This window comes from Saccharopolyspora sp. ID03-671, assembly GCF_045278815.1.
Classification (GTDB): Bacteria; Actinomycetota; Actinomycetes; order Mycobacteriales; family Pseudonocardiaceae; genus Saccharopolyspora; species Saccharopolyspora ipomoeae.
In genome coordinates, this window is sequence record NZ_CP134054.1 from 697,962 (window position 1) to 711,936 (window position 13,975).

Consider the following 13,975-nt stretch of genomic DNA (forward strand, 5'->3'; position numbering starts at 1 on the left):
TCAGTTCCCTCCGGCGATCGTGTCGGTGTCCTCGACCGGCGACAGGTAGTCGGCGCCCTCGGCGAGCAGCGCGCGGATCTTGTCCTTGCCCGCGTCGGTCGGCGTGATCAGCGGCGAGCGCACGTGCCCGGAGCGGATCAGGCCGCGCTCGGACAGCACCCACTTGACCGGGGCCGGGTTGGTCTCCACGAAGATCAGGTCCACCAGCGGGTGCACGCCGTAGTGGATGTCCAGGGCCTCGTCCATGCGCCCGGCGTGGAAGGCCTCGTACATCCTCTTCGTCGCCGCGGGCGCGATGTTGGCGGTGGCGCTGACGAAACCCGTTCCGCCCAGCGCCAGCAGCGGCAGGCACAGCAGCTCGATGCCCGACCACACCAGCAGATCGCGGCCGGAAGCCTTGATGACGCGGGAGAAGTGCTCGAAATCCTTCGTGGTTTCCTTGATCCCCACGAAGTTCGGCACATCGCGGTGCAGCCGAGCCACCGTCTCCGGCGCGATCTCGACCGCCGTCCGGCTCGGCACGTTGTAGGCGATGATCGGCAGCTCCGGGTACTCCTCGGCCACCGTCTTGTACCAGACGTAGAGCGCTTCCTGGGTCGGCCGCGCGTAGTACGGCGTGATGATCAGCGCCGCGTCCACGCCCGCGTCGTAGGCCGCGCCGGTCAGCTCGATCGTCTCGTCGAGCTTGGCCGATCCGGTCCCGGGCACCACCGGTGCGCGACCGTCGACGGTCTTGAGGACGGTGCGGATCGCGTCGGCGCGCTCGTCGATGGTCTGCGCGCTGGGCTCACCGGTGGAACCGCCGATGGACACCCCGTCGGAACCCTGCTTGAGCTGCCAGTTCACCAGGTTCGCCAGCGACTCGTGGTCCACCGCGCCGTCCTCGGTGAACGGCGTGATCACCGGAGCGATCGACCCGGTCAGCTCCTCCGGTCGCGTACGCCAGTTCGTCATCGTGTTCCTTCCTGAGCTCGCTCGGCGTCGTAGCGGCGACGCCACTCGCCGGTCAGCGGGTAGAGCCCGTCCACGGCCGCGCCTTCGGCGACGCGGGCGGCGATCCACTCCTCCTCGGCCTCCTGCTCGATCGCGGCGTCGAGCACGTCACCGAGCAGCGCGGGCGGGATGACCAGCACCCCGTCGTCGTCGCCGACGATGACGTCGCCGGGCTGCACGGTGGCCCCGCCGCAGGCCACGGTGATGTCGTTGTCCCAGGGCACGTGCTTGCGGCCGAGCACCGCCGGGTGCGGGCCGTTGGAGAACGTCGGGATCTCCAGCTCCGCGACCGCGGTGTGGTCGCGCACGCCCCCGTCGGTGACGATGCCGGTCGCGCCCCGCACCTGCGCGCGCAGCGCGAGGATGTCACCGACGGTGCCGCTGCCGCGCTCCCCGCGCGCCTCGACGACCAGCACGTCGCCGGGCCCGAGGGAGTCGAAGGTGCGCTTCTGCGCGTTATACCCGCCGCCGTGGCTGCGGAACAGGTCCTCGCGAGCGGGCACGAACCGCAGCGTGCGGGCCCGACCGATGAGCTTGCTCCCGGGCTTGTTGGTGCGCACGCCGTCGATGGACAGCTGGTCGTAGCCGCGCTTGCGCAGCTGCGCCGACAGCGTCGCCACCGCCACCTTCTCCAGCTTCGCCCGCATCTCCTCGGTGAGCTCGAACAGCGGCTCCAGCCCGGCGGCCTCCCGGCTCCCCCACGCCTCGGCGCGCTGGTGGTCGTCGACGGCCGGCTGCGCGCTGAACTCCGGCAGCGGCTCGGCGCCCTCGACGACGGTGGTGCGCAGGCGGCCGGTGCTGCGCCCGCTCGCGGGCTCGTCCACCTCGACCTCGACGACGTCACCCGGCCCGACCACCGAGGAGCCCGCCGGAGTGCCCGTGAGCACGACGTCGCCGGGTTCGAGGGTGATCAGCTGGGAGAGGTCGGAGACGAGCTCGGCGAACGGGAACACCACGGTGCCCGAGGTGTCGTCCTGGACCTGCTCGCCGTTGACCCAGGTCCGCACCCGCAACCCCGCCGGGTCGATCTCCGCGGCCGGGAGCAGCTCGGGCCCCAGCGGGGTGAACCCGTCGCCGCCCTTGGAGCGCAGGTTGGAACCCTTGTCGGCGGCCCGCAGGTCGTAGACGCCGAGGTCGTTGGCGGCGGTGACGGCCGAGACGTGCGACCAGGCGTCCTCCCGGGACACCCGGCGCGCGGTCGCGCCGATGACCAGCGCGATCTCGCCTTCGAAGGCCAGCAGCTCGGCGCCCGGCGGGCGCTCCACGCTGCCCCCGTCGGCGGCCAGCGACGTGACGGGCTTGAGGAAGTACGACGGTCTGGCGGGCGCGCGCCCGCGCTGGGCGATGCGGGACGGGTAGTTGAGGTGCAGTGCGATGACCTTGCCCGGCCGCCCGACGAGCGGGTGGTGTGCGAGGCCGTCAGCCGGAGAACGAACGGCATCGGTCGTCATGACGCCGGATCGTATATGATGCCGTATGCGATCACAATGGGACGCCGACCGCGCTTCACCGGACCTGATCACCCGTCCGGCACAATGAGGCGCCACGTCACCGAAACGGGGAGCCATGACCAGCGACGCACCGGCCGCCACCAGCAAGTCCCAGCAGGCTTACGAGTGGCTCCGCGACCGGATCGTCTCGCACCGGTTCACCCCCGGCTACCGGCTCGTGCTCAGCCAGCTCGCCACCGAGCTCGGCGTCAGCACGGTCCCGGTCCGCGAGGCCATCCGCAGGCTGGAGGCCGAGGGGCTGGTCACCTACGAGAAGAACGTCGGCGCGCAGGTCGCCCTGGTCGACGAGGGCGAGTACGTGACCACGATGCAGACCCTCGCCGTGGTCGAGGGCGCCGCGACCGGCTTCTCCGCTCCCCTGCTCACCGCCGCCGAGCTCGCCAAGGCGCGCGCCATCAACGACCGCATGCGCGACACCCTGGAGCACTTCGACCCGCGCCGGTTCACCGAGCTCAACGAGGAGTTCCACTCGGCGCTGTTCCTGCACTGCCCGAACGACCACCTCATCGACCTGGTGCACCGCGGCTGGGGCCGCCTGCGGATGCTCCGCAACTCCACCTTCAGCTTCGTCCCCGGCCGCGCGGTGCAATCCGTCGCCGAGCACGACGCCCTGGTCGACCTCATCGAGTCCGGCGCGGACTCGATCGACATCGAACTGGCGGCCCGCCGCCACCGCACGGCCACCCTGGACGCCCTGCTGGAGTTCCAGCACTCCCAGGGCTGAACTACCGCAGCGACTCCAGGTACGCGGCGACCGTGCGCTGCTGCACCTCCCGCGTCGCGGAGGCCTCGTCGAGCAGCGCCAGGGCCTGCAGGCCGTTGAGCATGGCGAGCAGCTGCTCCGCCACGAGCTCGTCGGACATCGCGGTCCCGATCGCCCCCTCGTCCCGGGCCTCGGCCAGGAATCCGATGATCTGCCCGCGCCACAACGCCATCGAGTCGGTGTAGAGCCGGCGCAGGTCGGCGTCGGCCAGGGCCCGCTGCCAGAACGGCAGCACCACGCGGGCTTCCAGGTCGGTCAGGTCGGCGACCGGCATGATCTCCTCGCAGAAGATCCACAGCGCGTCCATTCCGGTCTCGCCGCGCAAGCGCTCGCGGACGCGCTCGTTGGTCGCGTCGAACACGTAGCTGAAAGCCGTTCGCACGATGGAGTTCTTGTCCGGGAAGTAGTGCTTGAGCGCGCCGTTGGCCATCCCGATGGACTCGGCGATCGCGCGCATCGTGGTCGCCTCGATGCCGCGTTCGGCGATCAGTCGCCAGGTCGCGTCCGCGATGCGGGCGCGACGGTCCTCGTGGTCCACGCGTTTCGGCACGATTGCTCCCGGGTAAGAATCCGCCCCACTCTACCGATCGAGTTCGCTCCGCCCCTTGTGCGCGCTGGTGTCATCCCTCACCCTTTCGTCTACGAGTGTAGAAAAAAGGGAGTCAAGGATGCCCACCCGTTCCCCCCATCCGCTCGACCGGCTCTCCGCGGACGAGATCACCCGCGCGAGAAACCTCCTCGACGACAACGGTTTCCTGCCCGAGACCACCCGCGTGGTCTACCTGGGACTGGAGGAACCCCCGAAGCACGCCCTCGACGGCGCCGACCGCCGGGTGCGCGCCCTGCTGCACGATCCGAAGTCCGGCGACCGGGACCTCGTCCTGTCGCTGTCGTCGGGTTCGGTGCTGCGCGACACCGCGCTGGATCCGGCCTCGGACGGCCACCTTCCGGTTCTGGACGAGGAGTTCGGGCTGGTCGAGGAGATCCTCGCCGCCGACGAGCGCTGGCTGCAGGCCCTGGCCGCGCGCGATCTCGACGTCGGTCAGGTCCGCGTCGCACCCCTGTCGGCGGGCGTGTTCGACTACCCCGAGGAGACCGGCCGGCGCATCCTGCGCGGTCTGGCGTTCCTGCAGCAGCACCCGGCCGACCACGCCTGGGCGCATCCGATCGACGGGCTGGTCGGCTACGTCGACGTCGACGAGCGCGCGGTCACCCGCGTCCTCGACCTCGGTCCGGTGCCGATCCCGCAGGAGTCGGGCAACTTCGACGACCCGGCCGTGACCGGTCCGCTGCGGACCTCGCAGCGGCCGATCGAGATCCTCCAGCCCGAGGGCCCCGGCTTCAGCCTCGACGGCGACCGGCTGGAGTGGGAGAACTGGTCGCTGCGCATCGGTTTCGACGCCCGCGAGGGCCTCGTGCTGCACCAGATCGCGTTCCGCGACGGCGACCGCGAGCGCCCGATCATCCACCGCGCGTCGATCTCGGAGATGGTCGTGCCCTACGCCGACCCGTCACCGGTGCGGTCGTGGCAGAACTACTTCGACACCGGCGAGTACATGATCGGCCGGTACGCCAACGCGCTGGAGCTGGGCTGCGACTGCCTCGGCGACATCACCTACCTCGACGCCGTCGTCGCCGACGAGTTCGGCCACCCGCGCGTGCTGAGCAACGCGATCTGCATGCACGAGGAGGACTTCGGAGTGCTGTGGAAGCACACCGACCTGTGGGCGGGATCGTCGGAGACGCGCAGGCAGCGGCGGATGGTGATCTCGTTCTTCACCACCATCGGCAACTACGACTACGGCTTCTACTGGTACCTCTACCTCGACGGCACGATCGAGTGCGAGGTCAAGGCCACCGGCGTCGTCTTCACCTCCGCCTACCCGGGGCCCGGCAACGCCACCACCAACCCCTACGCCTCGCAGCTCGCACCCGGTCTCGGCGCCCCGTTCCACCAGCACCTGTTCTCGGCGCGGCTGGACATGATGGTCGACGGGCACGGCAACTCCGTCGAGGAGATCGACGTGCAGCGGGTGCCCACCGGCCCGGACAACCCGCGCGGCAACGCCTTCACCCGCACCCGGACCCCGCTGCGCACCGAGTCGCAGGCCCAGCGGCTGGCCGACAACCGGGCGGGCCGGGTCTGGCACATCACCAACCCGGCCGCCCGCAACCGGCTCGGCGACCCGGTGGCCTACGCGCTGCTGCCCGAGGGCAACCCCGAGCTGCTCGCCGACGACGGCTCGTCGATCCGGCGTCGCGCCACCTTCGCCACGCGGCACCTGTGGGTCACCCGCTACGACCCGGATCAGCGTTATGCCGCAGGCGATTTCGTGAACCAGCACCCGGGCGGAGCGGGCCTTCCGGCGTTCGCGGCCGAGGATCGCGACCTCGACGATCAGGACGTCGTCGTGTGGCACACCTTCGGGCTCACGCACTTCCCACGTCCGGAGGACTGGCCGATCATGCCGGTCGACCGCACCGGTTTCCAGCTCAAGCCAGTCGGGTTCTTCGACCGCAACCCCGCCCTGGACGTGCCGCCGAACCGCTCCGCCGAGACGACCGGAGGGTGCTGCCATGAGTGAGAGAACCAGCGGCCTGCGCGGATCGATCGGCGTCGCGGGCATCGTGTTCATGGTGGTGGCGGCCGCCGCGCCGCTGACCTCCATCGGAGGGGCGCTGCCGGTGATGCTGTCGATCAGCAACGGTCCCGGTGTCCCGCTGGCCTACGCGGTCGTGGCGGTCGTGCTGGTCGTCTTCAGCGTCGGGTACGCGGCCATGAGCCGCCACGTCGTCGACGCCGGCGCGTTCTACGCCTACGTCACCCGAGGTCTCGGCCGGGTTCCCGGGCTCGGCGCGGCAGGGCTGGCGCTGCTGACCTACACGGCGATCCAGGCCGCGATCTACGGTCTCGCCTCCTCCACCCTGCAGGAGCTCATCACCCGCTACGGCGGGCCGGGCGTGCCGTGGTGGGCGCCGGCCGTGGTGCTGCTGGTCGTCGTCGCCGCGCTGGGGTACCGCAACATCGAGATCGGGGCGAAGGTCCTCGGTGCGATGCTGGTGCTGGAGATCGGCGTCGTCGCGGTGTTATCGGTAGCGATCCTGCTGCAGGGCGGTCCTCAGGGCTATTCGACGACGTCGTTCTCCCCCGCGACGTTCTTCCACGGCGCGCCGGGCGTGGCGGTGACGTTCGCCGTGGCCTCGTTCATCGGTTTCGAGGCCACCGCCATCTACGGCGAGGAGACCCGCGACCCCAAGCGCACCATCCCCCTCGCGACCTACGCCGCGGTGCTGCTCATCGGCGGGTTCTACACCTTCTCCAGCTGGACCATCGTCGTCGCCCACGGCCCGGGCCGCGTCGAGGCCGCGGCCACCGCCAACACCTCGGGCCTCGTCTTCGACACCGCCGGCGACCGCCTAGGCCCGATCTTCGCCGACACCGTCGGCGTCCTGCTGCTGACCAGCCTGTTCGCGGCGCTGCTGGCGTTCCACAACGCGATCGCCCGCTACCTGTTCGCGTTGGGCCGCAACGGCATCGCGCCCGCCGCGCTCGGCACCACCCACGAGCGCCACGAGTCCCCGCACCTCGCCTCGCTGGCCCAGACCGGCACCGCCGTCGTCGTCCTCGGGATCTTCGCGCTCGCCGGGGCCGATCCGGTCCTCAACCTCTTCACCTGGATGTCCGGTCTGGCCACGGTCAGCATCCTCACCCTCATCCTGCTCACGGGCCTGGCGATCCTCGTCTTCTTCGCCCGCGCGGACGTCGACACCCGCTGGTGGAACACCCGAATCGCCCCCGCCCTCGGCCTCCTCGGAGTCCTCGCCCTCACGATCCTGGTCCTGACCAACTTCACCACCCTCATCAGCGGCTCGGCGACCGTCGCCACCACCCTCCTAGCCACCATCCCCGCGGCCTTCGCCCTCGGAGCGGCCACCACCCTCACCACCAAACCCCACCCCACGACCTCCCCGACGCCCTAGCCCCGTGGCGGCTGAGGCACCTCCGTGAAAACGTCCCCCACCCACCAACACCGAACCACCGTGCAACACCCCAACAACGCGCCCCGCACCCCACGTCGAAAACCGCTGTTTTCACGCGACGAAAACCGCTGTTTTCGTCGCGCGAAAACAGCGGTTTTCGACGGGTCGAGACCTGCGGCCGTCGCACCCAGGGGTCGTGACTGAGTCCGCTGACGGAATACGGCCGCAATCGGGTCGCGGAATACGGCCGTACTCGGGTGGCGGATTGCGGCCGTAATCCCGGTGTCAGGTGTACTGGACGGGGAGGTCTTTGATTCCGTTGAGCCAGCCCGAGCGGAGGCGGCGGGGTTCTCCCGCGCGGCGGAGGTCGGGGGCCATGTCGGCCACGGCGTCGAAGATCTGCCGGACTTCCATGCGGGCGAGGTTGGCGCCGATGCAGTAGTGGGCGCCGTGGCCGCCGAAGGCCAGGTGCGGGTTGGGGTCTCGGGTGATGTCGAAGGTGAACGGGTCGGTGAAGACCTCGTCGTCGTGGTTGGCGCTGGCGTAGAACAGGCCCACGCGCTCGCCGCGTTTGATCTCCACGCCGCCCACCTCGACGTCCTCCAGCGCGGTGCGCTGGAAGGAGGTGACCGGGGTGGCCCAGCGGATCACCTCGTCCATCATCGTGGCCGGGCGCTCCCGCTTCCACAGCTCCCACTGGTCGGGGTGCTCGAAGAAGGCGTTCATGCCGTGGGAGGTGGCGTTGCGGGTGGTCTCGTTGCCCGCGACGGCGAGGGCGATGACGAAGAAGCCGAACTCGTCGTCGGTGAGACCGCGCCCGTCGACGTCGGCGTTGACGAGCTTGGTGACGATGTCGTCGCGCGGGTTCTCGCGCCGCTCGGCGGCCAGACCCATGGAGTACATCAGCACTTCGGCGGCCGCGGCCTCCGGATCGTTGTCCTCGCGGGCCAGATCGGGGTCCTCGGCGCCGGTCATCTGGTTGGTCCAGTCGAAGATCTTGCGCCGGTCCTCGGCGGGGACGCCGAGCATGTCGCCGATGACCTCCAGCGGGAACTGCGAGGCGATCTGGTCGACGAAGTTGCCGCCACCGGTCTCGACGGCGTCGCGGACGATCCGGCGCGCCCGCTCCTCCAGCGCCTCCTCCAGGGCTCCGATGGCGCGCGGGGTGAAGCCCCGGCTGATGATCTTGCGGAGCTGGGTGTGCTCGGGCGCGTCCTGGTTGATGATGACGACCTTGGACGGCTCGACCGACTCGCGGGTGGCGGTCTCCGGGTTCCGGATGATCACGGCGTTCTCGTGACTGCTGAACACCTTGCTGTTGCGGGAGACCGCGGCGACGTCGGCGTGCTTGGTCAGGGCCCAGTAGCCGGTGCCGGACTCCTCCGACATGCCGGCGCGCGCCTCCGGGGTCTGCTCGACCCAGCAGATCGGGGCGGTGCTGCGCAGGGCGGCGAACTCTTCGTGCGGGATTCCGGCGAGGTTGAGGTCGGGGTCGGTGAAGTCGAAACCTGGGGGCAGCGGATTCGCCATACCCGGGACCATACACATTTCGAGAAGTGTATGGAATGGGATACTGCAGGCATGCGTGCGCACGGATGGGCCGGGTCCCCACCGGCCGACGCCTCGGAGGCGCGTTCCCGGATCCTCGCCGCGACCCGGGAGCGCCTGGCCGAGGCGGGCACGACCAGCACCGCCGAGATCGCCGAGCGGGTCGGCATCACCCGCCAGACCGTGTACCGCTACTTCCCCACCACCGAAGGACTGCTCAACGCGGCGGCGAACCAGGCCGTCGCCGACCTGACGACCGACCTGGTCGAGCACGTCCGCGCCCACCTGGCCGCCACCGGCGGTGATGCCGGGGACGCCGCGGTCGAGGTCGTCGCCTACGTCTTCGAGCACCTGCGCGACGACCCGGCGCTCAACCGCCTGCTGGCGCCGGGCCGCATGAGCGGCACGGTCGCGAACCTGACCTCGTCGGCGTCGATCGAGATCGGCCGCGACCTCATCACCGGTTTCGGCATCGACTGGGACTCGCTGGGTTGGGACGAGCAGCAACGCCGCGAGCTCGTCGAACACCTCCTGCGCACCCTGCAATCCCTGGTCCTCGACCCCGGCGACCCACCGCGCGCAGGGCCGGAACTCCGCGCCTACCTGCAACGCTGGCTCGCCCCGGCCCTGCGCTGACCTCGCTCAGAGGTTGGCCAGGACCGCCTCGACGATCTGGTCGGTCCGGGCGGTGCCGCCGACGTCGGGGGTGAGCAGGCCTGCGGCCGTGGTCGATTCGATGGCCTTGCGCACTCGGGTGGCCTCGTCGTTCAAGCCGAAGTGCTCCAGCATGAGTGCCGCGCTGCCGATCGCGCCGATCGGGTTGGCCAGACCCTGACCCGCGATGTCGGGGGCCGAGCCGTGGACCGGCTCGAACATCGACGGGAAGCGGCGGTCCGGGTTGAGGTTCGCGCTCGCGGCGAGGCCGAGGCTCCCGGCCAAGGCCGAGCCGAGGTCGGACAGGATGTCGGCGTTGAGGTTCGAGGCCACCACCACCGACAGGTCTTCGGGGTGCAGCACGAACTTCGCCGACATGGCGTCGACCAGCACGCTCTCGGTCTCCACGTCCGGGTAGTCGGCGGCCACCCGCTGGAAGACCTCGTCCCACAGCACCATCCCGTACTGCTGGGCGTTGCTCTTGGTCACCGACGAGACCTTCTTGCGGTCGCGCTGCCGGGCGAGGTCGAAGGCGAAGCGCATGATGCGCTCGCAGCCCTTCTCGGTGAACAGCGCCGTCTGCAGCGCCACCTCGTTGCCGGGCCCGCGACCGGCGAGGTTGCGGCCGCCCAGACCCGCGTACTCGCCTTCGCTGTTCTCGCGGACCACGACCCAGTCCAGCGGGGTGTCGTCGGCCTTGCGCAGCGGCGAGGTGATGCCCGGGTGGAAGTGCACGGGACGCACATTGGCCCACTGGTCGAAGTTCTGGCAGATCCGCAGCCGCAATCCCCACAGGCTGATGTGATCCGGCACCGACGGCCAGCCGACGGCCCCGAAGTACAGGGCGTCGAAGTCCTGCAGCGTCTCCAGCCCGTCCTCGTCCATCATGCGGCCGGTCTTCTCGTAGTAGCCGCAGCCCCAGGGGAATTCGGTCCACTCGAAGGCGAACCGCCCGCCCGAACCCGCCGCCAGCGCGTCCAGGACGGCCCGTCCCGCGGCCACGACCTCGGTGCCCACGCCATCGGCGGGGATGGCGGCGATGGAGAAGTTGCGCTGCTCGGACATCAGGTCACTCCCTGCGGCGGTCGGTTGCTCTTCCCCTGAGTGAAGACCGGCGGGCCGCCTCGCGTCCAACACGCGCTGCCGATTCGGTTGATAGGCGTGAGCTATGTGTCCAGGTGGTCGAGCGGGGTGTAGGAGCGGGCGACGGTCAGGAACGCCCGCGCGGCCGGGGTGAGCGGCGCCGATCGGCTGACCAGCGCGACGTGCAGCTGGGACGGCGAGTCGACGCGCACGGCGCGGGCACCGGCCCGCCGCGCCAGCGGAACCCAGGCCGAGGGCAGCACCGCCAGCCCGACCCCCTGCAGGACCAGCGGCAGGATCGAGGTGCGGTGGGCGACCTCGGCGACGATCTCGGCACCCGAGGTCACCATCTCGTCGACGATCCGGCGCATCTGACTGCCCGGTGGCGAGGCGATCAGCCGGGCACCGCCCAACGCCGTCACCGGCACCGGGTCGTCGTCCGGCAGCTCGGCGCCGACCAGCACGAAGTCCTGCGATTCCAGCGGAAGCACGTCCACCCCGGGGGCCCGCAGATCACCCGGAACGCCGACCAGTCCGAGCTCGCAGACGCCTTCCCGGACCTTCTGCAGCACCTCGTCCGGGGTGAACGCGGCGTCGGCACCGACCATGATCCCGGGGTGTTCGCGGGTGAACAGCCTGGTCAGCGTGCCGAGCGGTTCGATGCCGGGCGAGGGCATCGTCACCAGTTCGACGTGGCCGCGCTGGACGCCCTTGAGCGAGTCCATCGTGGCCTTGGCGGTGCGCAGGTCGCGCAGGACCTGGCGGGCCGGACCGATCAACTCCTTGCCGGCGTCGCTGAGCACCGCGCCGCGCCCGATCCGGTGGAACAGCCGCACGCCGAGCTCGCGCTCCAGCCCTGCCACCGCCTGCGACAGCGAGGGCTGGGCGATGTGCAGCTTCGCGGCGGCGCGGCCGAAGCCGTCGTTGTCGACGATCGCCAGGAAGTACTCCAGCTGTCGCGCGTCCACGCACCCACCTCTCGTCGATCTTCCCAGGTCAACCGGGATTCATTCATCGAACCTATCAGTCGGGTAGCGAGTCCCTGTTGGACGGCGCCGCGCGAACCGGGTCACTGTCGGTGCCCGGCAGCGTGCCGCTGGAGATGATCGACGTGCAGGAGACTTGCAATGACGCAAACCGCACAGCGCCCGGTTCCCGACAGCGGGAGGCCGAAGGCCAAGCCCTGGTACCGGCAGCTCTACGTGCAGGTGCTCGTCGCGATCGTCATCGGGATCCTCGTCGGGTGGCGCTGGCCGGATGTCGGTGAGGCGATGGAGCCGATCGGCACGACGTTCATCGACGCGATGAAGATGCTGATCGGGCCGATCGTGTTCCTCACCATCATCGGCGGCATCGCGAGCGTCGCCGACCTGAAGAAGGTCGGCATGACCGGGCTCAAGGCGCTGACCTACTTCCAGGTCGGCACGATCATCGCGATGGTCATCGGCCTGGTCGCGATCAACCTCGTTCGGCTCGGCGAGGGGGTCAACGCCGATCCGTCGACGATCCAGACCAGCGGGAAAGCCCAGGAGTACATCGAATCCGGTGAGTCGCAGCACTGGTGGGAGTTCCTGACGAACCTGGTTCCGGACAGCTTCTTCGGCGCCTTCGTCGAGGGCGACATCCTGCAGATCATCTTCCTGGCGGTGCTGTTCGGGATCGCGATCAAGGCGGTCGGCCCGATCGGGGAACCGGTGGTGGCCGGGGTCAAGCGGTTCACCGAGATCGTGTTCAAGGTGCTGAGCTTCGTCATGAAGGCCGCCCCGCTGGGCGCGTTCGGCGCGATGGCCTACGCCATCGGCAAGTTCGGACTGTCCACTCTGACCAGTCTCGGCTCGCTCATCGCCCTGTTCTACGTCACCTCGATCCTGTTCGTGGTGGTCGTGCTCGGCGGGTTCCTCGCGCTCTACGTGCGGCTCAACATCTTCCAGCTCTTCCATTACCTCAAGGACGAGTTCTTCCTGGTGCTGGGCACCTCCACCGCCGAGCCCGCGCTGCCGGGGCTGATGCGCAAGATGACGTTCCTCGGCGCCGACCGCACCACCGTCGGCCTGGTCGTGCCAACCGGGTACAGCTTCAACCTCGACGGCGCGGCGATCTACCTGTCGCTGGCCACGCTCTACATCGCCCAGGCCACGAACACGCCGCTGAGCATCACCCAGCAGCTCGGGCTGCTCGCGGTCATGCTGCTGACCTCCAAGGGCGCGGCCGGCGTGGCGGGCGGCGGGTTCATCGCGCTGACCGCGACGCTGTCGACCGTGGGGACGGTGCCCGCGGCCGGGATCATGCTGATCTTCGGCATCGACAAGTTCATGTCCGAGTGCCGCGCCCTGGTCAACTTCTACGGCAACGCCGTGGCCACCCTCGCCATCGCCAAGTGGGACCGCAACCTCGACCTCGACCGCGCCAGGCAGGTCCTGGCCGATCCCGGCTCGGCGGAGCGGTCGGCGGCGATGCCGGACAACACCGCCGAACCGACCGCCCCGGCTCACGGCACGCGGTGACCTGCGGCCTGGACGAGCCCGTACCACTCGGATCGGGTCAGGCGGACGTCCGATCCGGCAGCGGCGTCCGTGACGCGTTGCGGAGTGGTCGTGCCCAGCACGACCTGCATCGCGGCCGGGTGGCGGGTGATCCAGGCCGTGGCGATGGCCATCGGCGTGACCCCGTACTTCGCCGCGAGCTTGTCCAGCATCGTGTTGAGCTCCGGCAGGTCGGGGTCGCCGAGGAACACCCCGCCCTGCCCGCCGCCCTTCTGGAACGGCGACCAGGCCTGCAGGGTGATCCGGTTGATGCGCGCGTGCTCGACGAGTCCGCCGCCGTCGCGGGTGACCGCGTCGTCGTCGGCCGTGTTGGCGACCAGGCCCTGGGTGACGATCGTCGAATGCGTCACCGACAGCTGCACCTGGTTGGTCACGATGGGCTGCCGCACCGCGGTCTTGAGCAGGTCGATCTGGCGCGGCGTGTAGTTGGAAACGCCGAAACTGCGCACCTTGCCGGAGGATTCGAGCTCGTCGAAGGCCCGGGCGACCTCCTCGGGCTCGAACAGCGCGTCGGGCCGGTGCAGGAGCAGCACGTCGATGCGGTCGGTGCCTAGTGCGCGCAACGAGTCCTCCACCGAGGACACGATGTGCTCGTACGAGGAGTCGTAGTGCCACTCCTCGCCGTCGACGATGCCGGTCTTGGTCTGCAGCGTGATCTCGTCGCGATCCGCTCCGGTCAGCTGCAGGGCCTCGCTGAAGCGGCGCTCGCAGAAGTGCGTGCCACCGCCCGGGTGCCGGAACCCGTAGAGGTCCGCGTGGTCGAAGAAGTCGATGCCCGCGTCGCGGGCGGTGGTGTAGAGCTCGCGGATCTGCTCATCGGTCTTGTCGGCGATGCGCATCATCCCGGCGACGACGTTCGGGACCTGGGCACCGGTGGTGCCGAGCGGAACCGTTCGCAT

The 13,975-nt window shown here is 69.9% G+C and carries 12 protein-coding genes; 5 read left to right on the forward strand and 7 right to left on the reverse strand.

The genetic code is table 11. The features are described from left to right. Complete coding sequence (gene dapA, locus REH65_RS03390; RefSeq protein ID WP_406691232.1) at nt 1–954, reverse strand: 4-hydroxy-tetrahydrodipicolinate synthase; 954 nt, start codon at nt 952–954, stop codon at nt 1–3. Continuing rightward, nucleotides 951–2,444, reverse strand: a complete 1,494-nt coding sequence (locus REH65_RS03395) for a fumarylacetoacetate hydrolase family protein (RefSeq protein ID WP_406691233.1) — start codon at nt 2,442–2,444, stop codon at nt 951–953. The genes dapA and REH65_RS03395 overlap by 4 nt, the downstream gene beginning before the upstream one ends. A 115-nt stretch (nt 2,445–2,559) precedes the next feature. Between REH65_RS03395 and REH65_RS03400 the strand changes: the two genes are divergently transcribed. Continuing rightward, on the forward strand, nt 2,560–3,228 hold the full coding sequence (locus tag REH65_RS03400) for a GntR family transcriptional regulator (RefSeq protein ID WP_406691234.1): 669 nt from the start codon (nt 2,560–2,562) through the stop codon (nt 3,226–3,228). A 1-nt stretch (nt 3,229) separates the two neighbouring features. On the opposite strand, the gene REH65_RS03405 is transcribed toward REH65_RS03400, so the two are convergent. After that, entirely contained in the window at nt 3,230–3,817 is a 588-nt protein-coding gene (locus tag REH65_RS03405) for a TetR/AcrR family transcriptional regulator (protein ID WP_281458970.1), read from the reverse strand. 118 nt (nt 3,818–3,935) lie between these two features. On the opposite strand from REH65_RS03405, the gene REH65_RS03410 reads away from it, so the two are divergent. Together REH65_RS03410 and REH65_RS03415 are read left to right on the forward strand one after the other, a co-directional pair. Continuing rightward, a complete protein-coding gene (locus REH65_RS03410; protein ID WP_406691235.1) occupies nt 3,936–5,852 on the forward strand; it encodes a primary-amine oxidase in 1,917 nt (638 codons plus the stop codon). Next, nucleotides 5,845–7,248, forward strand: coding sequence for an APC family permease (locus REH65_RS03415; protein ID WP_406691236.1), 1,404 nt, complete (start codon nt 5,845–5,847; stop codon nt 7,246–7,248). The genes REH65_RS03410 and REH65_RS03415 overlap by 8 nt, the downstream gene beginning before the upstream one ends. Before the next feature lie 285 nt (nt 7,249–7,533). Here the strand turns inward: REH65_RS03415 and REH65_RS03420 are convergent, their stop codons facing one another. Further along, complete coding sequence (locus REH65_RS03420) at nt 7,534–8,778, reverse strand: cytochrome P450 (protein ID WP_406691237.1); 1,245 nt, start codon at nt 8,776–8,778, stop codon at nt 7,534–7,536. 51 nt (nt 8,779–8,829) lie between these two features. Between REH65_RS03420 and REH65_RS03425 the strand changes: the two genes are divergently transcribed. Continuing rightward, a complete protein-coding gene (locus tag REH65_RS03425) occupies nt 8,830–9,432 on the forward strand; it encodes a TetR/AcrR family transcriptional regulator (RefSeq protein WP_406691238.1) in 603 nt (200 codons plus the stop codon). 6 nt (nt 9,433–9,438) lie between these two features. Here REH65_RS03425 and REH65_RS03430 read toward each other — a convergent pair whose 3' ends face one another. After that, the gene (locus REH65_RS03430; protein WP_406691239.1) at nt 9,439–10,515 is read right to left on the reverse strand and encodes a tartrate dehydrogenase; all 1,077 of its coding nucleotides are present in this window, start codon (nt 10,513–10,515) and stop codon (nt 9,439–9,441) included. A 101-nt stretch (nt 10,516–10,616) separates the two neighbouring features. Then, the gene (locus REH65_RS03435; RefSeq protein ID WP_406691240.1) at nt 10,617–11,501 is read right to left on the reverse strand and encodes a LysR family transcriptional regulator; all 885 of its coding nucleotides are present in this window, start codon (nt 11,499–11,501) and stop codon (nt 10,617–10,619) included. A 159-nt stretch (nt 11,502–11,660) separates the two neighbouring features. Here REH65_RS03435 and dctA point away from each other — a divergent pair, with 159 nt between their 5' ends. Continuing rightward, nucleotides 11,661–13,037 (forward strand): C4-dicarboxylate transporter DctA, encoded by a 1,377-nt coding sequence (gene dctA / locus REH65_RS03440; protein ID WP_406691241.1) that lies wholly within the window; start codon nt 11,661–11,663, stop codon nt 13,035–13,037. On the opposite strand, the gene REH65_RS03445 is transcribed toward dctA, so the two are convergent. Next, on the reverse strand, nt 13,022–13,975 hold the full coding sequence (locus tag REH65_RS03445) for an aldo/keto reductase family oxidoreductase (RefSeq protein WP_406691242.1): 954 nt from the start codon (nt 13,973–13,975) through the stop codon (nt 13,022–13,024). The genes dctA and REH65_RS03445 overlap by 16 nt on opposite strands.

What these genes read in the sequence shown, in the direction of transcription:
- dapA (WP_406691232.1), bottom strand. Translation starts at nt 954, where the DNA reads ATGACGAACTGGCGTACGCGACCGGAGGAGCTGACCGGGTCGATCGCT.
- REH65_RS03395 (WP_406691233.1), bottom strand. Translation starts at nt 2,444, where the DNA reads ATGACGACCGATGCCGTTCGTTCTCCGGCTGACGGCCTCGCACACCAC.
- REH65_RS03400 (WP_406691234.1), top strand. Translation starts at nt 2,560, where the DNA reads ATGACCAGCGACGCACCGGCCGCCACCAGCAAGTCCCAGCAGGCTTAC.
- REH65_RS03410 (WP_406691235.1), top strand. Translation starts at nt 3,936, where the DNA reads ATGCCCACCCGTTCCCCCCATCCGCTCGACCGGCTCTCCGCGGACGAG.
- REH65_RS03415 (WP_406691236.1), top strand. Translation starts at nt 5,845, where the DNA reads ATGAGTGAGAGAACCAGCGGCCTGCGCGGATCGATCGGCGTCGCGGGC.
- REH65_RS03420 (WP_406691237.1), bottom strand. Translation starts at nt 8,778, where the DNA reads ATGGCGAATCCGCTGCCCCCAGGTTTCGACTTCACCGACCCCGACCTC.
- REH65_RS03425 (WP_406691238.1), top strand. Translation starts at nt 8,830, where the DNA reads ATGCGTGCGCACGGATGGGCCGGGTCCCCACCGGCCGACGCCTCGGAG.
- REH65_RS03430 (WP_406691239.1), bottom strand. Translation starts at nt 10,515, where the DNA reads ATGTCCGAGCAGCGCAACTTCTCCATCGCCGCCATCCCCGCCGATGGC.
- dctA (WP_406691241.1), top strand. Translation starts at nt 11,661, where the DNA reads ATGACGCAAACCGCACAGCGCCCGGTTCCCGACAGCGGGAGGCCGAAG.
- REH65_RS03445 (WP_406691242.1), bottom strand. Translation starts at nt 13,975, where the DNA reads ATGCGAACGGTTCCGCTCGGCACCACCGGTGCCCAGGTCCCGAACGTC.